Here is a 21214-nt window from a genome sequence, read left to right on the forward strand (position 1 = left end):
GGGTGGTGTTCGATACGCTGACTGAGATTGCCCCCGACGCCACTCTGGGCTGCGAGCTGGCGACCGGCTGGTACATCGATGCCAACGCGCGGGTCTGGACCTTTGACCTGCGCCCCGACGTTGTGTTCCACGACGGCACCGCGCTGGAGGTGCAGGACGTCCACGCCGTGTTGTCGAGTTTTGGTCGGGCTGAGGCGCTGGGCCCCAACCGCCTGCGTCTGGAACTTGCACAGGCCAATCCGGGTCTGCCGTTCCTGTTGGCCGACAGCCGTTTTGTCATCACGCGCGACGGGCAGGACGTAACGCCGCTGAACGCCGCGAATGGCACCGGCTGTTACAAGGTCGAGCGCGCCGAGGACGGGCGGCATTTTCTGGGGCGGCGCGTTGCGGATCACTACAAAACCGGTCAGGCGGGTTGGCTCGATGCGATTGAGATCATCGTGATCCCGGATGCCCGTGTCCGGGCCGAGGCGCTGCGCGACGGCTATGTGGATGTGGCCGCCTTGCCGAACCCCGATGACATGCGCCGTATCCGCGGCTTGCGGTATCACCCGTCCGAGGCAGAGATGTCGTTGGCGGTTGCGCCCCAAGTGGGCATGCCGCGCCAGATCGGACGGGGTCAGATATTGGATGACGGACGGATCGCCGAACGGTGGTGGATCGCCTGATTTAGATCACGATTTGCGCCGGGGGTTGCAGACTCGGAAACTCCTGCGTATATGCATCTCCAACAGCGGCGCGTTGAACCTCTGGTTCAAGGCTCCACCGGAAGTTTCCACGGGCCGCGCGCCCGTTTTTTTGTGCCCGATTGAAGGGTAGAGACCCGAATGACAAACGACCTGATAGCCAAAGCTGCCATCGACCGGCGACTGGCCGAGATCATCGCCCCCGTGATCGAGGATCTGGGGTATGAGCTGGTGCGCATCCGTCTGATGAGTGGCAAGACCACCACGATGCAGATCATGGCCGACAAGCCCGATGGTGGCATCGAAGTGGATGATTGCGCCGAGATTTCCAACGCGGTCAGCGCCACGCTGGACGTCGAGGACCCGATCCTAGATGCCTATACGTTGGAAGTATCCAGCCCCGGCATCGACCGGCCTTTGACCCGCCTCAAAGACTTTGAGACGTTCGAAGGGTATGAGGCCAAGATCGAAACCGCTGAGCTGATCGACGGCCGCCGCCGCTTTAAGGGTGAGCTGGCCGGGATCGAAGGGGATGAGGTTCTGATCAACATTCCCGAAGGGGACGAGACCATTACCATCGGTCTGCAATTTGACTGGCTGAGCGATGCCAAGCTGGTTCTGACCGATGATCTGATCAAGGAAATGCTGCGCCAGCGTAAAGACGCTGGATCCTTAAACGAAAACGCTTTCGACGAGATTGAGACCGAAGGGTCCGAAGAGGAGACGAACTGATGGCAATCACCTCAGCCAACCAGCTGGAGCTGCTGCAGACCGCCGAGGCCGTGGCCCGCGAAAAGATGATCGACCCCGGTCTGGTTGTCGAAGCGATGGAGGAATCGCTCGCCCGTGCCGCCAAGAGCCGCTACGGCGCGGAAATGGACATCCGCGTGTCCATCGACCGCAAGACCGGCAAGGCGACCTTTACCCGCGTCCGTACGGTGGTCGAGGATGAAGAGCTGGAGAACTATCAGGCCGAGTTCACCGTCGAACAGGCCAAGCAATACATGGAAAACCCCGAGGTCGGTGATGTCTTCGTGGAAGAAGTCCCGCCGGTTGAAATGGGCCGTATTGCTGCTCAGTCCGCCAAGCAGGTGATCTTGCAGAAGGTCCGCGAAGCCGAGCGGGATCGTCAGTACGAAGAATTCAAGGATCGTGCAGGCACCATCATCAACGGTGCCGTCAAGCGCGAGGAATTCGGCAATGTCATTGTCGATCTGGGTGGTGCCGAAGCCGTTCTGCGCCGCAACGACAAGATCGGCCGCGAAAGCTATCGCCCCAATGACCGCGTGCGCGCCTATATCAAGGAAGTGCGTCGCGAGGTGCGTGGCCACCAGATCTTCCTGTCGCGCACCGCGCCGGAATTCATGGCTGAACTGTTCAAGATGGAAGTGCCGGAAATCTATGACGGTATCATCGAGGTTAAGGCCGTGGCCCGTGACCCCGGCTCGCGCGCCAAGATCGCTGTGATCTCGTATGATGGCTCGATTGATCCCGTTGGCGCCTGTGTGGGTATGCGCGGCAGCCGTGTGCAGGCCGTTGTGAACGAGCTGCAGGGCGAGAAAATCGACATCATCCCGTGGAACGAAGATCAGCCGACCTTCCTGGTGAACGCGCTGCAGCCCGCCGAGGTCTCCAAGGTGGTTCTGGACGAAGAAGCCGGCAAGATCGAAGTGGTGGTTCCCGAGGAACAACTGTCCCTCGCCATCGGTCGCCGCGGTCAGAACGTGCGTCTGGCCAGCCAGTTGACCGGTTTGGACATCGACATCATGACCGAGGCCGAGGAATCGGCCCGTCGTCAGAAGGAATTCGAAGCCCGCACCCAGCTGTTCATGGAAACGCTGGATCTGGACGAATTCTTTGCCCAGCTGCTGGTCTCGGAAGGCTTCACCAACCTCGAAGAGGTAGCCTATGTCGAAATCGACGAGCTGCTGGTCATCGACGGTGTGGACGAAGGCACCGCGCAGGAATTGCAGACCCGCGCGCGCGAATTCCTCGAGGCGCAGGCAAAGGCGGCCTTGGATGCCGCTCGTGCGTTAGGCGTCGAGGACAGCCTCATTGAATTCGAAGGCCTGACACCCCAGATGGTAGAAGCGCTGGCCAAGGATGATGTGAAGACTCTGGAAGACTTCGCAACCTGTGCCGACTGGGAACTGGCCGGTGGCTGGACCACGGTCGACGGCGAACGCATCAAGGATGACGGTGTTCTGGAACCTTTCGGCGTGACGCTGGAAGAGGCTCAGGACTTGGTCATGACCGCCCGCATCATGCTGGGTTGGGTTGATCCGGCTGAACTGGAGCAGGCCGAAGAAGACGACGAAGCGACCGACGAGGAGGTCGAGGCCTGATCTCAGGCCTCGGGTGGCGCACATGGGTCGCGGTGGCGTCCATAAGGATCGGTCGGAAGGCCCCGAGCGCAAGTGCATCGCCACGGGCGAGGTTCAGCCCAAATACGGGCTGATCCGCTTTGTGACGGGGCCGGATGGTCAGGTCTATCCCGATGTCGCGGCGAAACTGCCGGGGCGCGGGGTCTATGTGGCGGCGGATCGCGCCGCGCTGGACAAGGCCGTCGGCAAGAAACTGTTCTCGCGCGGGTTCAAGGCGCAGGTGAGCGCGTCGAAGGACCTGACCGACGAGGTCGAAAAACAGATCGCGCGCCGTGTGGTTGAATTGCTCAGCCTGGCGCGCAAGTCCGGTGACGCGGTCGCCGGGTATGAAAAGGTCAAGACGTGGCTGGACCGGGAAGAGGCAAGCGTGCTGATTCAGGCCAGCGATGGGTCGGGGCGCGGCAAGTCGAAACTCAGCACGCCGCACTTCGGCAAATACATCGGCTGGCTGACGGCGGACGAGCTTGGGGCGGCATTTGGGCGCCAAACCGTGATTCATGCGGCCTTGGCCTCTGGCGGACTCGCCAAACGTGTTGTAGAGGAAGCGCAGCGCCTGCGTGGCTTGCGCGAAACGGATGACGGCGGCAGGGGCCGCGCGGAAGGGTAAGAAGCTTTATGAGCGATACTGACGGCAAAAAGACATTGGGTCTTCGTGGCGGGGCACGCCCCGGAAATGTGAAACAGAGTTTCAGCCACGGACGCACCAAGAATGTCGTGGTGGAAACCAAACGCAAACGCGTGGTGGTTCCCAAGCCGGGTGCGGCCAAGCCAAGCGGCGGGGCTGCGCCTTCGGGTGATCCGTCGCGTCGTCCTGCGGGGATCTCTGACGCGGAAATGGCGCGCCGGATGAAGGCGTTGCAGGCCGCCAAAGCGCGCGAGGCCGAAGAGGCCGCCGCACGCGAGGCACAGGAAAAGGCGCGGGAAGAAGAACGCGCCCGCCGCCGTGCCGAACAAGAGGCCAAGGAACGCGAGCAGCGGGAAGCCGAAGAAAAGGCTCGTGCCAAGGCCGAAGAGGAAGAACGCAAGCGCGTTGAGGCAGAAGAAGCCGCCAAACGCGCTGCTGCAGCACCGGCCCCGTCCGAAGAACCCAAAGCAGCCCGTGGACCGGCCAGCAAACCCGCGCCCGCCGCAGCCCCGCGCAAGCAGGACCGCGAACGCGAGCAGCGCGGCCGTGGCAAAGGCCGCGACGACAATCGTCGCTCGGGCAAGCTGACACTGGGCCAGGCCACCGGTGGCGAGGGCAACCGCCAGCGCTCGATGGCGGCAATGAAGCGCAAGCAGGAGCGTGCGCGTCAGAAAGCCATGGGTGCTCCGGTTGAACGGGAAAAGGTGATCCGCGACGTACAGCTGCCCGAGGCGATCATGGTCTCGGAACTGGCCAACCGTATGGCCGAGCGTGTAGCTGACGTTGTCAAATCGCTGATGCAGATGGGCATGATGGTCACGCAGAACCAGACTATCGACGCCGACACCGCCGAGCTGATCATCGAAGAATTTGGTCACAAGGTCACCCGCGTATCCGATTCGGATGTTGAAGACGTCATCAAAGAGGTCGAAGACAGCGATGACGACCTGCAGCCGCGTCCGCCGGTCATCACCATCATGGGTCACGTTGACCACGGTAAGACCTCGTTGCTGGATGCAATCCGCGACGCGCGCGTTGTGGCAGGTGAGGCCGGTGGCATCACCCAGCATATCGGCGCCTATCAGGTGAAAACCGATGGCGGTACCACGCTGACCTTCCTGGATACCCCGGGCCACGCGGCGTTTACGTCGATGCGCTCTCGCGGTGCTCAGGTCACGGATATCGTGGTTCTGGTTGTTGCCGCCGATGACGCCGTGATGCCGCAGACGATCGAGGCGATCAACCACGCCAAGGCGGCTCAGGTGCCGATGATCGTGGCGATCAACAAGATCGATAAGCCCGAGGCGAATCCCGACAAGGTGCGCACCGATCTGTTGCAGCATGAAGTGATCGTCGAGAAGATGTCCGGTGAAGTTCAGGACGTCGAGGTTTCGGCCATGACCGGTCAGGGCCTTGACGAGCTGTTGGAAGCCATCGCGCTGCAGGCCGAGATTCTGGAGCTGAAAGCCAACCCCGACCGCGCCGCCCAAGGAGCCGTGATCGAGGCGCAGCTGGATGTGGGCCGCGGTCCTGTCGCAACCGTTCTGGTTCAGAACGGCACGCTGCGCCAAGGCGATATCTTCGTTGTGGGTGAGCAATACGGTAAGGTCCGTGCGCTGATCAACGACAAGGGCGACCGCGTCAAAGAAGCTGGCCCCTCGGTTCCGGTCGAGGTTCTGGGTCTCAACGGCACGCCCGAAGCGGGCGACGTTCTCAACGTGACCGAGACCGAAGCGCAGGCCCGTGAGATCGCTGCCTATCGTGAGCAAGCCGCCAAGGACAAACGCGCCGCCGCCGGTGCCGCGACCACCCTTGAGCAGTTGATGCAGAAGGCCAAGGAAGACGAGAACGTGGCCGAGCTGCCGATCCTCGTCAAAGCCGACGTGCAAGGCTCTGCCGAGGCTATCGTTCAGGCGATGGAGAAAATCGGCAACGACGAGGTTCGCGTGCGCGTGCTGCATTCGGGCGTGGGTGCGATCACCGAGACGGATATCGGCCTGGCCGAAGCCTCGGGCGCGCCGGTCATGGGCTTTAACGTCCGTGCCAATGCCTCGGCCCGGAACACGGCGAACCAGAAGGGTGTCGAGATCCGCTATTATTCGGTGATCTATGACCTGGTGGACGATGTGAAAGCCGCCGCATCGGGCCTGCTGAGCGCCGAAATCCGCGAAAAGTTCATCGGTTACGCCGAGATCCGCGAAGTCTTCAAGGTCACCGGTGTCGGCAAGGTAGCCGGCTGTCTGGTCACCGAAGGCGTGGCCCGCCGCTCGGCTGGCGTGCGCTTGCTGCGTGACAACGTGGTGATCCACGAAGGCACGCTGAAGACGCTGAAGCGCTTCAAAGACGAAGTGGCCGAGGTTCAGTCAGGTCAGGAATGCGGTATGGCGTTCGAGAACTACGACGATATCCGTCAAGGCGACGTGATCGAAATCTTCGAGCGCGAAGAGGTTACGCGGACACTGGACTGATCCGGTTCCGAATAGAGATTGAAAACAGCGGTTCCTTTGGGGCCGCTGTTTTTTGTTGGGGAAGGTCGCTGGCCTTCGGCTGGATGTGCGATGTTTTCTGAATCCAAGTGGTACCGCGCGTCTTATCGGCTTATGCCAATTATGCGGTCGGTCCGATTTAACTTCGTATGCGCGGCCTAAGGAAGCTATTCGTTATTCTTAATCGAACGGCTGCTCTTGGGGCTCTTGAGTTCTTTTTTAGTGGCTTTCCAGAAACTAGAACTAGACCACAAGATGTTCACAATTGATCGAAGTCGCCACGGTTTTCGAGGCAGCTTCTTTATCGGCACGTGCATTCTGAGTGGTTCGAGAAATCTGCCTTGTCCTCAGGACACCTATCGATTTGAGCTGTTTCGCCATAACATGAAGCCCGTCGCACTTGTTTAAGCACACGATTTCCAGGTATCACTTTTGACCGACTGGCTCACATCTTTTGGTTAAAATCCGCCCTAGAAAAGCCAATCCTCTATTGAGAGGGGCGCTTGATACGTCCAGAACGCAGTTTCAGGTGAGTCTGTAGTTGGCAGGGACATTGACGGGACCTCCTGTTCCGTCAAGTTCGATAGCCTGAGTTCCAACCAACTGGTCAATGAGCCATTTCCGGCGACCAGCTTCGGAGTGTCAAAAACAAATGCGTCGTTGTCGGCCAGCTTATTTGCAGAGGGTCCCGCTACGGCTGGTCGGAATGAAATCCCCTCATCCTGCAATTGGAAACCGCCACTGGCAACGACGGTTTCCGCGTTTACCAAAGCGGCGTTTCCGGAATTGTTAGCATCAACGGTGGCGGCAGTAGTGTCGGGAAGTTCGTTTCTCAATCTGGCGATGAGTTCAGGGTTCAATTCCCGTGCGCAATATCCACACATCGTGTTCTCCAAGTATGTCTACCGACAGGCTTTTGGACCCATCGAATTAAAATAGTATCTCTAAAGCGGGTATCGGAGAAATGCGGCAGTTTTTGGGCTGTCAACTCAATACCCGGAGTTGGCCATCGCGTCTAAACTACGCGGTCGAAAAGCCGATCAGGACTCACCGACCGTTTGTCCAGTCACTCACCCCTTTGAGAACGCGTTGATAGAACGTGCTTTGTGCATCTTCGCCTGCAGGTCTTACAATCAACTCCCGATCCAAGTTCAGCACCCCTGCGGGTACGATTTGCCGCGCGATCTCGGGTGGTGTGGTTTCGTCGGTCGTTCCATTCTTCCAATCGTGAAAGGCAGATGAGTATCGAACGACTGCTCCGCTCGTCGGCAAATCGAGCAACCCGCCCTCGGCAAAGAACGTCAACCCGTCGCCCATTTCTTCGCCGATGAGTTTGAGCCTTTTTCCCAAACGATGTTTAAGGATGGCCACAAAAACGATCGCTGCGGAAAACGTGAATTTATCGACCAGTACAACAACCTGCTGACTTGCGCTTTGCGAGACCGCGTCGATCAGGGGCATCGTCAGAAGAAAATCGCCGCCAGTGTTTCCGCGAACGTCAATCAAGAGTGTTTTGTTCGTGCAAGCGCGCACGCGGGCCGCTGCATCTGAGATGGCTTTAGGCAGCGCATTCTCACTCGGATCAAAGAAGCTTGGTAACGCTATTGATAGGCCAAGCTCCTGCCAGTCCTGCAGTTCCACAAAGGTCACGGGTTTCCAGGTTGGATCAGCCTTGCCGTGCTCATTTCTTGGGTAGAGCGTCGATGCAGGAACAGTATCTCCATTTGCCACTTTCAGATTTGTTATCTGCCCGTTTTTGTCCCGCACATGATACTCGGTCGTACCGTCGTCTGACGAAAACCCCAAATGCGCCAAAGCGTAAGGCCAAGCCAGAAGAATGGGTCCGATGACTCGTTTCCTTTGGCGTGTTCCCGCAAGAAATCTCGCCGCAGCCGCTTCGATTTGGCTCAAAGCTGTGCCGTTGATTGCAATCAACTCGCCTTGCGGTGCAGTTACCCCTGGTGCTGTACCAATGAGGTGCACGGATTGCCCAACGCTCACGAACCTCAGCGTTACCACCGAGATCGCATCATTGGGGATCAGGCGTGTGTGTCCATTCTCTGGAAGGGCCAACAGGCGCATCGCGGATAACAGAAAGGCTTCGGTGACACCCTCCAAAGCGTATCGTCGGCAGTCCGCAATGCAGCTGTCTATCACGGCTTTTTCGATCCGCCGGAAGCTGGGGTCGGTTGGCAGGACAGTTTCCAGAATTTGGTTCAGGTCTTCCGTCAGCGACATGATTCAAGGTGCGCATAGCCCAACGTCAATGTCTAGATTGGGCTGGACCGGGCCTTCTTGCTTCAGCCATAAACGTCCGGTTGGTGGCGGTAGGTTGCGATGCAAATGTCAGCCCTGTGGGGCGTTCAACACACGCGGCTACTGCGATACAGGCAGAAACGTTCCCGGATGCATGATGATGTCAAAATGCTGCATCCCCTTCTGCAGATCGAAACTGACCGAGTGCCCGCCCTTGCGCAGCCGTTCTGCGTAATCCCGGCTCTGGCGGACGAATTCGGGCGTGTCGCGCTCGGCCACGGTTACGCGATAGCGGGGGCCGGGGGCGGGCAGGTGCAGGTTGGGGGACAGGTCGTGGACTTCGACCGGGGTCAGCTGCAGCGGGTCGTTGACCGGGGTCAGGCTGATCGGTTCCAGATCATAAACTCCGCTGATCAGAATGACATCGCGCACACGCAATCCGGCCCGCGCCAGCGCATCCGCCGAGGTCGCCATGACCATCGCCACAAGATGCGCGCCCGCGCTGTGTCCTGACAGGGTGATCCGCGAGGGGTCGAACCCCAGCGCACCCGCCTGCGAGGCCAGCCACAGCAGCGCATCGCGGCATTCCTCGACCATGTCCCCGATGCGCGCATCGGGTGCGAGCGTGTAGTTCAGGGTGGCGAAGGAGTGCTCGGCCTCGATCAGGGCAGGGGCCATCATGGCCGACTCACGCTGGCTGAGGGCTTGCCAGTACCCGCCGTGGACAAAGACATGCAGCGGCGCGCCCGCGCCTTTGGCCGGGAAGAAATCCAGCACCTGCGCGGGGCTGTCGCCATAGGCCAGATTTTCGTGGCAGGTCATCTGGGCGCGGTGCTGCGCGCTCAGCGCGGCATAGCTGTCGATATAGGGCGTCAGGTCGCCGCCGATCATGGATCGGGGCGAATATTCCTGATCCAGTTCGTCCTGTGAAAATCCGCGATACAGCATGGAACGCCCTCTTTTTTCGATAGGGTATTCCTTGTGCAGCCCGTGCGTGAAATCAACCGCTTTCAGGTCCAGTCCAGCACAACCTTGCCGGATTGGCCGGATTTCATTGCGGCAAAGCCTTTGGCAAAGTCATCCACCTTCATCTGATGAGTGATCACCCGGCTGACATCCAGACCGTTCTGCAACATGGCGATCATCTTGTACCAGGTCTCGAACATCTCGCGCCCATAGACGCCCTTGATGGTGATGGCCTTGAACACGATGCGCGACCAGTCCACAGGGGATTTGCCGGGCGGAATCCCCAGCAGCGCGATCTTGCCGCCCATCACCAGCGCCTCGACCATCTGGTCCAGCGCGATTTGCGAGCCCGACATCTCAAGCCCCACGTCAAAGCCCTGTGTCATGCCCAGTTCGGTTATGACGTCCTGCAGATCCTCTTTCGAAACATCCACGGTGCGCACCGTCGGCACCACATGTTCGGCCAGTTTCAGGCGGTCGGGGTTGATATCGGTGATCACCACATGCCGTGCACCGGCATGACGGGCGACGGCGGCAGCCATGATGCCGATGGGGCCCGCGCCGGTGATCAGCACGTCCTCGCCCAGCAGATCAAAGCTGAGCGCGGTGTGAACGGCGTTTCCCAGAGGGTCGAGAATGGCTCCGATCTCATCCGGGACATCATCGGGCAGGGGGACCACGTTGAAGGCGGGCAGTTTCAGGTATTGGGCAAAGGCCCCCTGTTCATTCACCCCGATCCCGCGCGTGCCGGGGTCCAGATGGAACTTACCCGCACGGCTCTGGCGGCTGTCGGTGCCGATCAGATGCCCCTCGCCCGAGCATCGCTGCCCGACGTCCAGGCCGGTCACGTTGCGTCCGATCTCGACGATTTCCCCGGCGAATTCGTGGCCGGTGATCATTGGCACCGGCACCGTGGCTGCCGCCCACTCATCCCAGTTCCAGATATGGATATCCGTGCCACAGATGCCGGTCTTGTTGACGCGGATCAGAACCTCATCCGGGCCGATCTCGGGCACCGGGGCCTGCACCATCCACAAGCCTTCCTCGGGTTTGGATTTTTCCAGCGCTTTCATGGTGTTGGGTCGCATAGGTTTACTCCCACAAATCGGTGGACAGGTATTTCAGGCCGCTGTCACACATGACAATTGCAACGCAGCCCTCCTTTTCGGGGCCACGTAAAAGATCAATGGCGGCGGCAAGATTTGCCCCGGCCGAATAACCGGCGAAAATCCCTTCGGTTCGTGCCAGTAGCCGGGCGCAGTCCCGCGCTGCGTTTCCGGATACGGCCAAGTGACCGTTCAGAGTCGTCCCGCTCAGATGTACCAGATCGCTCATCGCGTAACCGCCCCCCTGAATCGGGTGATCGGGGGTGCTGACCGTGTCTCCGGCAATTGCGCGCGCGCCTTCGGGTTCAACGGCATAGCAGCGCACGCCCAGCGGGCCGAGGTATTCGGCTGCCCCGGCCAAGGTGCCACCGGACCCGGCGAAGTCACAGAACGCTGTTACCGCTCCGCCGGATTGCTTCCAGATTTCGGGGCCCGTGCCGGTGGCGTGTGCTTTCGGGTTGCCCGAATGTCCGAACTGATCTGCGCGAAACGCATTGCGTTCCGTTGTGATGCGTTGGGCGGCCTCGTCGACCAGCGCCAGATCGGCCCCCGAAACCTCGCCCGGCCTGCTGCCCTCGGCTTGCGGGACGATGATGACCTCGGCCCCCAAGGCCCGCATCATGCGGGCGCGTTCGACCGAGTTTCCCGCGCTCATCACGGCGACAAACGGGTGGCCCAGAATACCGCAGACAATCGCCAGCCCGGTTCCCATATTGCCCGAGGTCAGTTCGACCACGGTCTGCCCCGGTAACAACGTGCCATCCGCACGGGCCAGTTCGATGATAGAGCGGGCCGCGCGGTCCTTCTTGGAAAATCCGGGCAGCAGATAATCCAGCTTGGCCAGAATCCGGCCCTCAAGATCGAGCGACTGACAAATGCGGGTCAACTCGACCAGAGGCGTGTTTTCAATGGCCTCGATGACAGAGGGGTGGATCACGAGATTATCCCCAACTCTTTGCCGACCTTGCCAAAGGCCGCCAGCGCGCGGTCCAATTCGTCCTTGGTCAAAGCCGCGTTCATCTGCGTTCTGATCCGGGCCTTGCCGCGGGGCACAACGGGGAAGAAAAAGCCCGAGACATAGACGCCCTCGTCAAACAGTTTTGACGCCATCTCCTGCGCCACCGTTGCCTCGCCCAGCATCACCGGGATGATCGGGTGTTCGCCGGGCAGAAGGTCAAAGCCCAGTTTCTCCAGTCCCGCGCGCCAGTATTTGGCGTTGCCGAACAGTTGCGCGCGCAGCATGTCGCCCTCTTCCACCAGCCGGATGGCTTCCAGACCGGCGGCGACGATGGACGGCGGCAGCGAGTTTGAGAACAGATAGGGCCGCGCCCGCTGCCGCAGCAGGTCGATCACTGGCTGCGGCCCGGCGATATAGCCGCCGATTGCCCCCCCAAGTGCCTTGCCCAAAGTTCCCGTCAGAATGTCCACATCGACGCCGAAATGATCCGGCGTGCCCGCCCCGTTCGGCCCCATGAAGCCGGTGGCGTGGCAATCATCGACCATGACGATGGCGTCATATTTGTCGGCCAGTTCCCGGATCTTTGGCAGGTTGGCCAGATAGCCATCCATCGAAAACACACCATCGGTGGCGATCATGATGTGCCGCGCGCCATCCTCGCGCGCCTGTTTCAGCCACGCCTCAAGATCGTTCATGTCATTGTTCATGTAACGATAGCGCTTGGCCTTGCACAGCCGCACCCCGTCGATAATCGAGGCGTGGTTCAGACTGTCCGAGATGATGGCATCTTCGGGTCCCAGAAGCGGTTCGAACAGACCGCCATTTGCGTCAAAGCAAGCGGCGAACAGGATCGCGTCGTCCTTGTTCAGGAATGCGGCCAGCTTCTGTTCCAACTCGCGGTGAATGTCCTGCGTGCCGCAGATGAAGCGGACCGAGGCCATGCCGAAACCCTTGGGCTCCATCGCGCCTTTGGCGGCGTCGATCAACGCTGGGTGGTCGGCCAGCCCCAGATAGTTGTTGGCGCACAGGTTGATGACCTGCCGGTCGCCCACCGTAATCTCACCGCCCTGAGGCGAGGTGATCATTCGCTCGCGTTTATACAGACCTTCAGCTTCGATCTGGGCGAGGGTGTCCGTGATGTGGGACAGGAATGCATCTGCCATGGCGGTCTCCGGTTTGTCTGAGTCGCGTGTCTAACATAGCGGACGTAATTCCCAAATAGGAGAATTACAATATGAAGGAAAAATATCCGTGAAGGTGGAATACTGCTGATGTCAGGCGTTCTTGACGATCAGGAATACCCGCGCCGGTTCGGCGGCTGATATGGAATGCGCGATATCGGCGGCATAGCGTGCGGTATCGCCCTGCCCAAGGTCCGAGATCGCCGTGCCCGAGGTGACGCGGACCGCGCCCTCGAGCACGGTCAGTTGCTCGCGCGCGCCGCGTGCATGGGGCTGGCTGTTCAGGGCCCCACCGGCGTCGAACTGAATGTCATAGACCTCGTGCCCGCCGGCTTCTTCCGGGGGAGAGAGGATGCGGATCCGGCATTTCTCGCCCATGTTGTCGATGCTGGGCACCTCGGCGCTGCGCAACACTTCGATACGGTCGGTGTTTTCGCCGTCTTCCAGCAGTCCGGCAAAATCGACCTGAAGCGCGCGGGTCAGGTTCCACAGGGTCGAGATCGTCGGGCTGCTTTCGCCGCGCTCGATCTGGCTGACCATCGACCGGGACACGCCGCTGAGGTTGGCCACCGCTTCCAGCGAGAGCCCCTTGGCGCGGCGCGCCTCTTTCAGGCGGGCGGGCAGGCGTGTCAGGATATCGTCTGTGTCTTCCGTCATCACGGAATCTCATGCGCCTTTCCGGATGTGATGTCAATTCCGGGCGTGACAGTGAGTCCAATAGTCAGACTATGCTGCAGGAGCATAATGCGCGCATATTCTGGAGGAGAGAGATATGAATGACGTAGTGATTCTGGATGGTGCCCGCACCGCCATCGGGACGTTCGGAGGTGCATTGGCATCGACCGCCCCCATCGATCTTGCCACCGTAGCGACCGAAGCTGCGCTAGAGCGTTCAGGTGTCGAGGGTGGACAGATAGGCCACGTTGTCTTTGGCCATGTGATCAACACCGAACCGCGCGATATGTATCTGTCACGGGCCGCTGCGAAACAGGCTGGCGTGTCCGATGAGACCCCGGCGATGAACGTGAACCGGCTGTGCGGTTCGGGCGCTCAGGCGATTGTCTCGGCGGCGCAGTCGCTGATGCTGGGGGATGCGGAATTCGCGTTGGCGGGTGGCGCGGAAAGCATGTCGCGCGGGCCCTACATTGTGCCGCAGGCGCGTTGGGGCGCCAAGATGGGGGATGTCACCTCGCTGGACATGATGGTTGGCGCGCTGAATTGCCCCTTCGGGACCGGTCATATGGGTGTCACGGCCGAAAACGTCGCCGATGAGCATCAGATCACGCGCGAACAGATGGACGCCTTTGCCGTCACCAGCCAGACCCGCGCGGCTGCGGCAATCGAGGCTGGGTATTTTGACAGCCAGATCGCTCCGGTTCAGGTGAAGGTCCGGCGCGACATGGTCGATTTCAAGGTCGACGAACATCCCAAGGCCACCACCGCCGAGACACTGGCGGGCTTGCGTCCGGTCTTCAAGAAAGAGGGTCGTGTGACGGCGGGCAACGCCTCGGGTATCAACGATGGGGCTGCCGCGATGGTTCTGGCCACGGCGGATGCGGCCGAGAAAGCGGGGCTGAAGCCCAAGGCGCGGATTTTGGGCTATGCCCATGCTGGCGTGCGGCCCGAGGTGATGGGGATCGGTCCGGTTCCGGCGGTGCAGAACCTGCTGGCCAAGACGGGGCTTTCGATTGCCGATTTCGACGTGATCGAAAGCAACGAAGCCTTCGCGGCGCAGGCTTTGGCCGTGAACAAGGAGCTTGGGCTGGACGCGGGCAAGGTGAACCCCAACGGCGGCGCGATCGCTCTGGGCCATCCGGTTGGTGCGACGGGGGCGATCATCACGCTGAAGGCACTGTATGAGCTGGAGCGCACGGGTGGGTCGAAAGGCCTGATTACCATGTGCATCGGGGGCGGTCAGGGGATTGCCCTTGCCATCGAGCGGCTCTGATCGGGACCGTTGCAGGGGGGCTGTCTGCCCCCCATCGCGCCGCTGGCGCGATTCCCCCCGAGGATATTTTCAGACAGATGAAGGGGCGGATCGAGGCTAGCTGAGGGCTGTCAGGATCAGAACAATGGCCGCGCCTGCGGCTGCGCCGATGGCGGCGGGCAGGGCCGAGGACCTGAGCAAGGACTGATCCGTGTCGTCTTTCTGGGTCTGGGCGATCAGCGCGTTTTCCACAAGTGTGGGCAGGCGGGGGCCGAAGCGGGCCAGCACCAGAGCGGTCTTGCCGAAATCGCGCAGGGCGGCGCGGGGGCCGATGGATTGCTTGATGTAGTCCTCGACCACGGGGCGGGCGACTTCCCAGATGTTCATATGCGGGTCGAGCGAGCGCGCGACGCCTTCGACCACGACCATGGTGCGTTGCAGCAGGATCAGTTCTGTGCGGGTTTCCATGCCGAAGCGTTCGGTGACTTCGAACAGGTAGTTCAGCAGGCGGCCCATCGAGATGTGGGTGGCATCCATGCCGAAGATGGGTTCTCCGACGGCACGCAGGGCGCGGGCGAATTCGTCGACGTCCTGGTTGGCGGGGACGTAGCCGGCTTCGAAATGCACCTCGGCCACGCGTTTATAGTCGCGGCGGATGAAGCCGAAAAGGATCTCGGCATAGACCCTGCGGGTGTATTCGTCGATATGGCCCATGATGCCGTAGTCATAGGCGATGATGTCTCCGTTCGCGGCGACCTTGAGGTTGCCCTGATGCATGTCGGCGTGGAAATAGCCGTCGCGCAGGGCGTGCAGCAGGAACAGGCGCAGGACCCGTTCCGCCAGATCGCGGCGGTTGTGACCTGTGGCATCCAGCGCGTCATTGTCGCCCAGTGGAATGCCATCGGCCCAGCTGAGGGTCATCACCCGGCGGGCAGACAGGGACCAGACAACGGGCGGCAGCCAGAAGCCTGCGTCGTCCTTGGTGTTTGCGGCGTATTCGGAGGCGGCGGCGCTTTCGAGGCGCAGGTCGAGTTCTCCGCGGACCACACCGTCGAAATGCTCGATCACCTCCATCGGGCGCAGGCGGCGCGCGCCGGGAGCGCAGAGGGCTACGATGCGGGCGGCGAAATAGAAGGCGTCGACGTCCTTGCGGAAGGCACGCTCGATGCCGGGGCGCAGGACTTTGACAGCGACATCTTCGCCTGTGCTGGTCAGTTTGGCCTTGTGCACCTGCGCGATAGAGGCGGCGGCGATGGGTTCGCTGAAATCGCTGAAGATTTCCGAGACGGGCTGGCCCAGTTCGCGTTCGACCTCGGCCATGGCTTCGGCCTTGGAGAAGGGGGGCAGCTTGTCCTGCAGCACCCGCAATTGCGCGGCCAACTCGTCGCCGACCACATCGGGGCGGGTCGAGAGAACCTGACCGAACTTGATGTAGGCCGGACCCAAAGCCGTCAGCGCGCGAGTTGCGGGCGGCATTTCGGGGTCGCCCTTGTAGCCCAGCCATTGGAACGGTTTGCCCAACGCGTGCGCTACGATGCGCAGGGCGCGTGGGGCCTCGAACGCATCCAGCACCACATTCATGGCACCGGTGCGCTCCAAAGTGGCGCCCGTGCGGATCAGGCGGATGATGTTGTGGGGGCCGCGCATCTAGATTTTCCAGCCGGAATGCAGCGCGGCGATTCCCATGCTCAGGTTGCGGTATTTGGCGTTTTCGAATCCGGCGGTGCGGACCATCGACAGGAAAGTGTCCTGATCGGGGAACTTGCGGATCGATTCCACCAGATACTGGTAGCTGTCGTAATCATTGGCGATCAGCTTGCCCATGCGCGGGATGACGTTGAAGCTGTAGAGATCATAGAGCTTTTGCAGCCCGTCATTGGGCAATTGGCTGAATTCCAGCACCATCAGGCGGCCGCCGGGTTTCAGCACACGGTAGGCCTCGTTCAGCGCCTCTTGCGGGCGGGTCACATTCCGGATGCCGAACGAGATGGTGTAGACGTCGAATGTGTTGTCCTCGAAGGGCAGCGCCATGGCGTCGCCCACGACCCAGTTCAAGCTGTCGGCCATCTGGTCTGCCTCGGCGCGCTGGCGGCCTTCGACCAGCATCGGCTCGGTCAGGTCCAGAACGGTGGCATGGCCGTGACCTGCGCGTTTGAGGAAACGGAACGAGATGTCTCCGGTCCCGCCTGCAACGTCCAGCAGACGCTGACCGGGGCGCGGGGCGAGCCAATCCATCATCGCGTCTTTCCAGACCCGGTGGATGCCCATCGACATGACATCGTTCATCACGTCGTATTTCGAGGCGACCGAGTTGAACACGCCCTGCACGCGCCCGGCTTTTTCAGCCTCGCGCACGGTTTCGAACCCGAAATGAGTGGTCTTGTCGCTGTTGTCGGACATTTGCCTTGCCGTTCGTCGAATTTCGCCTCTGTTATAGGGCCATAAGAGGCGGGCACAATGCGGCCCTTTGGAATAGGAGCCATGTAATGCCCGAATTGCCCGAGGTCGAGACAGTAAGACGCGGCCTATCCCCGGCGATGGAGGGGGCGGTGATTGAACGGGCGGATGTGAACCGCCCCGATCTGCGTTGGCCGTTTCCTGACGGGATGGCGGAACGGTTGACCGGGCAGACAGTTCAGCGCCTGCGGCGGCGGTCGAAATATATTCTGGCCGATCTCAGTAGTGGAGAGACCCTGCTGATTCATCTAGGCATGTCGGGGCGGATGACTGTGTCGGGCGATCCGTTGGGGCAGTTCGTGCATGACCATCCGGCGGTGCAAAATCATGACCATGTGGTTTTTCACATGGCCAACGGCGCGCGCATTACCTTTAATGACCCGCGCCGGTTCGGGGCGATGGATTTGTTGTCGACAGCATCGGCGGAGCAGCACAAGCTGCTGTCAGTTCTTGGACCGGAACCGCTGGGCAATGACTTTCACGAACAGCACCTGATTGACGCGTTCAAAGGCAAGAACACTCCGGTCAAATCGGCGCTGCTGGATCAGGGAATCGTTGCCGGGTTGGGGAATATCTACGTTTGCGAGGCGCTTTATCGCGGCAAGGTGTCTCCTCGGCGCAAGGCCGGCCAGATTTCTGCGTCGCGCGTTGCAGCACTGGTTCCGATCATCCGGCAGGTGCTGCAGGACGCCATCGAGGCGGGCGGATCGTCGCTGCGCGATTTCCGCCAAGCTGATGGAGAGCTTGGATATTTTCAACACAAGTTCGATGTCTATGGCCGCGAGGGCGAACCCTGCCGCACCGAAGGCTGCAGGGAGACGATCCGGAGAATCACTCAATCCGGTCGCTCATCTTTCTATTGCGCGCAATGCCAAAGATAACTTGATCCAGCCCATGCGCGTGGTAAGGAATCGTACCTGAACGGAACAACCGGAAGCTTACACCTCATGGCTTTTGAGACGATCATCGTCGAAATCGAAGACCACGTCGCCCTTATCAAACTCGACCGCCCCGACGCGATGAATGCGCTGAACACCCAGTTGATGACTGAGCTGTGCACCGCGCTGGAGGACGCGGACGGGAACGACAAGGTGCGGTGCATCGTCATCACCGGGTCGGACAAGGCCTTTGCCGCGGGCGCGGACATCAAGGAAATGTCCGAGATGAGTTTTGTTCAGGTCTATGGCCAGAACCTGTTCGGGGACGCAAATGACCGGATCACCGCCATCCGCAAACCGATCATCGCCGCTGTTGCAGGCTATGCGCTGGGCGGTGGATGCGAGTTGGCGATGATGTGCGATTTCATCATCGCTGCAGATACCGCCAAGTTCGGCCAGCCCGAGATCAATCTGGGCGTCATTGCCGGTCTGGGCGGCACCCAGCGCCTGACCCGCTTTGTTGGCAAGTCCAAGGCGATGGATATGAACCTGACCGGTCGTTTCATGGATGCCGAAGAGGCGGAGCGTGCGGGCCTTGTCAGCCGCATCGTCCCCGCCAAGAAGCTGGTCGAAGAGGCCGTGGGCGCGGCGCAGAAAATTGCAGAGAAATCGCAGCTGACTGCAATGGCCGCGAAAGAGGCTGTGAACCGCAGCTATGAGCTGCCGCTGAGCGAAGGGATGCTGTTCGAACGCCGTGTGTTCCATTCGATGTTCGCCACCGAAGATCAGAAAGAGGGCATGGCCGCGTTTCTGGAAAAACGCGCGGCGCAGTTCCGCGACAAGTAAGCGGCCGTCACGACGGATGGTCAGGCGGGCTTTTGCCCGCCTTTTTCATGGCCGCAACGCGGGTTCAAGAATCCGCTTGGCAAACCCGGACAATTTGGATAGAAGCCGCCGCTATACATGCGCGTGCGGCCCGCCTGGCCCGACTCACACTCGTGATTTCTGATCCGGTGCGGATAATTCCCGTGGCGCGCAATCCAAGATAACCGTACCGAACAAAGGTCAAAGTCACATGGCAAATTCGCCCCAGGCAAAGAAGCGCGCCCGTCAGAACGAAAAGCGTTTCGCCGTAAACAAAGCACGCCGTTCGCGCATCCGTACCTATCTGCGTAAAGTTGAAGAAGCAATCGCATCCGGCGACAAGGACGCGGCCACCGCAGCGCTGCGCGCCGCTCAGCCTGAACTGATGCGCGGCGTCACCAAAGGCGTCTTCCACAAGAACACCGCATCGCGCAAAATGTCCCGCCTGTCGGCACGGGTCAAAGCGCTGGGCTAAGCTATCTGGTTGACCTTGGGTCACGTCAGAAAAGCTGAACCAATTTGAAAGGCGCCGCGCAAGCGGCGCTTTTTTTCACCTGTTGCCAGAAAACCGCGCCTTCACAAAACCGAGAGATTCTTTCGCCCCGAACCCCGAGTCAATATCAGAGTTTCGTTGCCGCGCCGGGTCTCGTCTTGTTACCACTAATCTAGCGATTCACTCGCTTGGGGGGACAGGCTGTTTCCACGATCTGAATGACGGGCATCAGGAGGGTTGTGGAATCATAGTCGTGATCCGGCTAACGCTGGGCTGCCGATCTGCCACGGATCTCGGGTAACCGTTGGTCCTGGCCCTGTCAAAAATGCGAATGCGATCTGCGCACCGGTTCGCCGGACGATCCTGGTATGGGCCGTTCCACTTGCCGGGTTGCAGAGCGTTTCTTAGGACAGACCCGCCGAACCGTCAGGTCCGGCGACGGGATACCTTTGCGCGTGTGAATCCGTAAACCGGGCGACCGGGACATAGTCAATAAGGCCGACAGGCCAATAAAGAATGGGATGCGTGAGGCGCTGAATGACACAAGAGAAATGGGGACTACTGCGTAACAAGTTGCTCAAGGTTGTTGGTCGGAACAACTACACCACCTGGATCGAACCTCTGGAATTTCAGGAGTTGCAGGATGGTGTGGCCGTGTTCTCGGTGCCGACGAATTTCATGGGCAACTATGTCAGCCAAAATTTTGCGGACCTCATTTTATACGAGCTGAACACCTCGGGTGAGACAGTGCAGCGCCTGGATTTCCGTGTCGCCGCCAATTCACCTACGCGACCCTCACCCGTTGCGGAAGCCAAGTCGGAATTCAAAGCCGCCGAACCTGCCACGCCACAGGCAGAGGCCACACCGGACGCGTTCGAGTCGCTGCAGGCCGCGCCTTTGGACAAGCGGTTCACCTTTGACAGTTTTGTGGTCGGCAAGCCCAACGAACTGGCCCACGCCGCTGCGCGCCGCGTGTCCGAGGGCGGTCCGGTCACTTTCAACCCGCTGGTTCTGTATGGTGGTGTGGGCCTTGGTAAGACCCACCTGATGCACGCGATCGCCTGGGAGCTGAAAACCAAGCACCCCGAACTGAACGTGCTCTACCTGTCTGCCGAGCAGTTCATGTACCGTTTCGTGAAAGCCCTGCGCGAGCGTCGGATGATGGATTTCAAACATCTGTTCCGCTCGGTCGATGTGCTGATGGTGGACGACGTGCAGTTCATCGCCGGAAAGGATTCCACGCAGGAGGAATTCTTCCACACTTTCAACGCGCTGGTGGACCAGAATAAGCAGATCATCATCTCGGCCGACCGTGCGCCGGGGGAAATCAAGGACCTTGAAGACCGCGTGAAATCGCGCCTGCAATGCGGGCTGGTGGTGGACTTGCATCCGACCGACTATGAACTGCGTCTGGGCATCCTGCAGAACAAGGTGCAGCATTACAGCAACACTTATCCCGACCTGACCATCGCTGATGGGGTACTGGAATTCCTCGCACAGCGCATCTCGACCAATGTGCGGGTGCTGGAAGGGGCGCTGACCCGTCTCTTTGCTTTTGCTTCGTTGGTTGGGCGTGAGATCGACATGGACCTGACGCAGGATTGTCTGGCCGATGTACTGCGGATGTCCGAGCGTAAGATCACTGTCGAGGAAATTCAGCGCAAGGTATCCGAATACTACAACATCCGACTGTCCGACATTATCGGCCCCAAGCGCCTGCGGTCTTATGCCCGCCCGCGTCAAGTGGCGATGTACCTGTGCAAGCAGCTGACCAGCCGGTCCCTGCCCGAGATTGGCCGCCGTTTTGGCGGTCGTGACCACACCACCGTGATGCATGGTGTCAAGCGGATAGAAGAGCTGAAGCTGACCGACGGCCAGATTGCCGAAGATGTCGAGATGCTGCGCCGGTCGCTGGAAGCCTGAGTCACATCCCCAAACCACTCAGAA

The 21214-nt window shown here is 60.4% G+C and carries 18 protein-coding genes; 10 read left to right on the top strand and 8 right to left on the bottom strand.

The genetic code is table 11. The features are described 5' to 3' along the window. From ACR0NJ_RS18985 to infB, 5 genes are all read left to right on the top strand, one after another. A partial coding sequence (locus ACR0NJ_RS18985; protein WP_480818667.1) for an ABC transporter substrate-binding protein occupies positions 1 to 668 on the top strand: 668 nt, incomplete at its 5' end. Positions 669 to 827: 159 nt separating this feature from the next. Beyond that, on the top strand, positions 828 to 1418 hold the full coding sequence (gene rimP / locus ACR0NJ_RS18990; RefSeq protein ID WP_480818668.1) for a ribosome maturation factor RimP: 591 nt from the start codon (positions 828 to 830) through the stop codon (positions 1416 to 1418). Next, positions 1418 to 3031, top strand: coding sequence for a transcription termination factor NusA (gene nusA, locus ACR0NJ_RS18995; RefSeq protein WP_480818669.1), 1614 nt, complete (start codon positions 1418 to 1420; stop codon positions 3029 to 3031). The genes rimP and nusA overlap by 1 nt, the downstream gene beginning before the upstream one ends. 22 nt (positions 3032 to 3053) lie before the next feature. Continuing rightward, positions 3054 to 3677 carry an RNA-binding protein gene (locus ACR0NJ_RS19000; RefSeq protein WP_480818670.1) on the top strand — a complete coding sequence of 208 codons (624 nt, stop codon included), beginning with the start codon at positions 3054 to 3056 and terminating at the stop codon, positions 3675 to 3677. An 8-nt stretch (positions 3678 to 3685) separates the two neighbouring features. Continuing rightward, complete coding sequence (gene infB / locus ACR0NJ_RS19005; protein ID WP_480818671.1) at positions 3686 to 6163, top strand: translation initiation factor IF-2; 2478 nt, start codon at positions 3686 to 3688, stop codon at positions 6161 to 6163. A gap of 1065 nt (positions 6164 to 7228) precedes the next feature. Here the strand turns inward: infB and ACR0NJ_RS19010 are convergent. The 6 genes from ACR0NJ_RS19010 to ACR0NJ_RS19035 form a co-directional block, all read right to left on the bottom strand. Continuing rightward, the gene (locus ACR0NJ_RS19010; protein ID WP_480818672.1) at positions 7229 to 8419 is read right to left on the bottom strand and encodes a S41 family peptidase; all 1191 of its coding nucleotides are present in this window, start codon (positions 8417 to 8419) and stop codon (positions 7229 to 7231) included. Between the two features lie 138 nt (positions 8420 to 8557). Next, on the bottom strand, positions 8558 to 9385 hold the full coding sequence (locus tag ACR0NJ_RS19015; RefSeq protein WP_480818673.1) for an alpha/beta hydrolase: 828 nt from the start codon (positions 9383 to 9385) through the stop codon (positions 8558 to 8560). Between the two features lie 62 nt (positions 9386 to 9447). Continuing rightward, positions 9448 to 10476 carry an L-threonine 3-dehydrogenase gene (tdh, locus tag ACR0NJ_RS19020; protein WP_480818710.1) on the bottom strand — a complete coding sequence of 343 codons (1029 nt, stop codon included), beginning with the start codon at positions 10474 to 10476 and terminating at the stop codon, positions 9448 to 9450. 19 nt (positions 10477 to 10495) lie between these two features. After that, positions 10496 to 11446 (bottom strand): PLP-dependent cysteine synthase family protein, encoded by a 951-nt coding sequence (locus tag ACR0NJ_RS19025; protein ID WP_480818674.1) that lies wholly within the window; start codon positions 11444 to 11446, stop codon positions 10496 to 10498. After that, on the bottom strand, positions 11443 to 12630 hold the full coding sequence (locus tag ACR0NJ_RS19030) for a glycine C-acetyltransferase (RefSeq protein WP_480818675.1): 1188 nt from the start codon (positions 12628 to 12630) through the stop codon (positions 11443 to 11445). The genes ACR0NJ_RS19025 and ACR0NJ_RS19030 overlap by 4 nt, the downstream gene beginning before the upstream one ends. Positions 12631 to 12741: 111 nt before the next feature. Beyond that, positions 12742 to 13305: a helix-turn-helix domain-containing protein gene (locus ACR0NJ_RS19035; protein WP_480818676.1), complete on the bottom strand. Its 564-nt coding sequence runs from the start codon at positions 13303 to 13305 to the stop codon at positions 12742 to 12744. 115 nt (positions 13306 to 13420) lie between these two features. Between ACR0NJ_RS19035 and ACR0NJ_RS19040 the strand changes: the two genes are divergently transcribed. Then, positions 13421 to 14596: an acetyl-CoA C-acyltransferase family protein gene (locus ACR0NJ_RS19040; protein ID WP_480818677.1), complete on the top strand. Its 1176-nt coding sequence runs from the start codon at positions 13421 to 13423 to the stop codon at positions 14594 to 14596. Between the two features lie 96 nt (positions 14597 to 14692). Here the strand turns inward: ACR0NJ_RS19040 and ubiB are convergent, their stop codons facing one another. Both ubiB and ubiE read right to left on the bottom strand, forming a co-directional pair. Then, positions 14693 to 16222, bottom strand: coding sequence for a 2-polyprenylphenol 6-hydroxylase (gene ubiB / locus ACR0NJ_RS19045; protein WP_480818678.1), 1530 nt, complete (start codon positions 16220 to 16222; stop codon positions 14693 to 14695). Beyond that, positions 16223 to 16975, bottom strand: coding sequence for a bifunctional demethylmenaquinone methyltransferase/2-methoxy-6-polyprenyl-1,4-benzoquinol methylase UbiE (ubiE, locus tag ACR0NJ_RS19050; protein WP_480531666.1), 753 nt, complete (start codon positions 16973 to 16975; stop codon positions 16223 to 16225). A gap of 86 nt (positions 16976 to 17061) precedes the next feature. Here ubiE and mutM point away from each other — a divergent pair, with 86 nt between their 5' ends. The 4 genes from mutM (at position 17062) to dnaA (ending at position 21190) form a co-directional block, all read left to right on the top strand. Beyond that, positions 17062 to 17913, top strand: a complete 852-nt coding sequence (mutM, locus tag ACR0NJ_RS19055; RefSeq protein WP_480818679.1) for a bifunctional DNA-formamidopyrimidine glycosylase/DNA-(apurinic or apyrimidinic site) lyase — start codon at positions 17062 to 17064, stop codon at positions 17911 to 17913. Positions 17914 to 17979: 66 nt separating this feature from the next. Continuing rightward, positions 17980 to 18756, top strand: a complete 777-nt coding sequence (locus ACR0NJ_RS19060; protein ID WP_480818680.1) for an enoyl-CoA hydratase — start codon at positions 17980 to 17982, stop codon at positions 18754 to 18756. Positions 18757 to 18985: 229 nt separating this feature from the next. Continuing rightward, positions 18986 to 19249, top strand: a complete 264-nt coding sequence (gene rpsT, locus ACR0NJ_RS19065) for a 30S ribosomal protein S20 (protein WP_142638226.1) — start codon at positions 18986 to 18988, stop codon at positions 19247 to 19249. A 555-nt stretch (positions 19250 to 19804) separates the two neighbouring features. After that, complete coding sequence (gene dnaA, locus ACR0NJ_RS19070; protein ID WP_480818681.1) at positions 19805 to 21190, top strand: chromosomal replication initiator protein DnaA; 1386 nt, start codon at positions 19805 to 19807, stop codon at positions 21188 to 21190. Positions 21191 to 21214: the final 24 nt, after the last annotated feature.

The organism is Ruegeria sp. F11, from assembly GCF_056533855.1.

Excerpts from the sequence above, each read along its gene's own strand:
- rpsT (WP_142638226.1), top strand. The coding sequence starts at position 18,986 with ATGGCAAATTCGCCCCAGGCAAAGAAGCGCGCCCGTCAGAACGAAAAG.
- ACR0NJ_RS19010 (WP_480818672.1), bottom strand. The coding sequence starts at position 8,419 with ATGTCGCTGACGGAAGACCTGAACCAAATTCTGGAAACTGTCCTGCCA.
- ubiE (WP_480531666.1), bottom strand. The coding sequence starts at position 16,975 with ATGTCCGACAACAGCGACAAGACCACTCATTTCGGGTTCGAAACCGTG.
- ACR0NJ_RS19040 (WP_480818677.1), top strand. The coding sequence starts at position 13,421 with ATGAATGACGTAGTGATTCTGGATGGTGCCCGCACCGCCATCGGGACG.
- rimP (WP_480818668.1), top strand. The coding sequence starts at position 828 with ATGACAAACGACCTGATAGCCAAAGCTGCCATCGACCGGCGACTGGCC.
- mutM (WP_480818679.1), top strand. The coding sequence starts at position 17,062 with ATGCCCGAATTGCCCGAGGTCGAGACAGTAAGACGCGGCCTATCCCCG.
- ACR0NJ_RS19030 (WP_480818675.1), bottom strand. The coding sequence starts at position 12,630 with ATGGCAGATGCATTCCTGTCCCACATCACGGACACCCTCGCCCAGATC.
- ACR0NJ_RS19000 (WP_480818670.1), top strand. The coding sequence starts at position 3,054 with ATGGGTCGCGGTGGCGTCCATAAGGATCGGTCGGAAGGCCCCGAGCGC.
- nusA (WP_480818669.1), top strand. The coding sequence starts at position 1,418 with ATGGCAATCACCTCAGCCAACCAGCTGGAGCTGCTGCAGACCGCCGAG.
- dnaA (WP_480818681.1), top strand. The coding sequence starts at position 19,805 with ATGACACAAGAGAAATGGGGACTACTGCGTAACAAGTTGCTCAAGGTT.
- infB (WP_480818671.1), top strand. The coding sequence starts at position 3,686 with ATGAGCGATACTGACGGCAAAAAGACATTGGGTCTTCGTGGCGGGGCA.
- ACR0NJ_RS19035 (WP_480818676.1), bottom strand. The coding sequence starts at position 13,305 with ATGACGGAAGACACAGACGATATCCTGACACGCCTGCCCGCCCGCCTG.
- ACR0NJ_RS19060 (WP_480818680.1), top strand. The coding sequence starts at position 17,980 with ATGGCTTTTGAGACGATCATCGTCGAAATCGAAGACCACGTCGCCCTT.
- ACR0NJ_RS19015 (WP_480818673.1), bottom strand. The coding sequence starts at position 9,385 with ATGCTGTATCGCGGATTTTCACAGGACGAACTGGATCAGGAATATTCG.
- ubiB (WP_480818678.1), bottom strand. The coding sequence starts at position 16,222 with ATGCGCGGCCCCCACAACATCATCCGCCTGATCCGCACGGGCGCCACT.
- tdh (WP_480818710.1), bottom strand. The coding sequence starts at position 10,476 with ATGAAAGCGCTGGAAAAATCCAAACCCGAGGAAGGCTTGTGGATGGTG.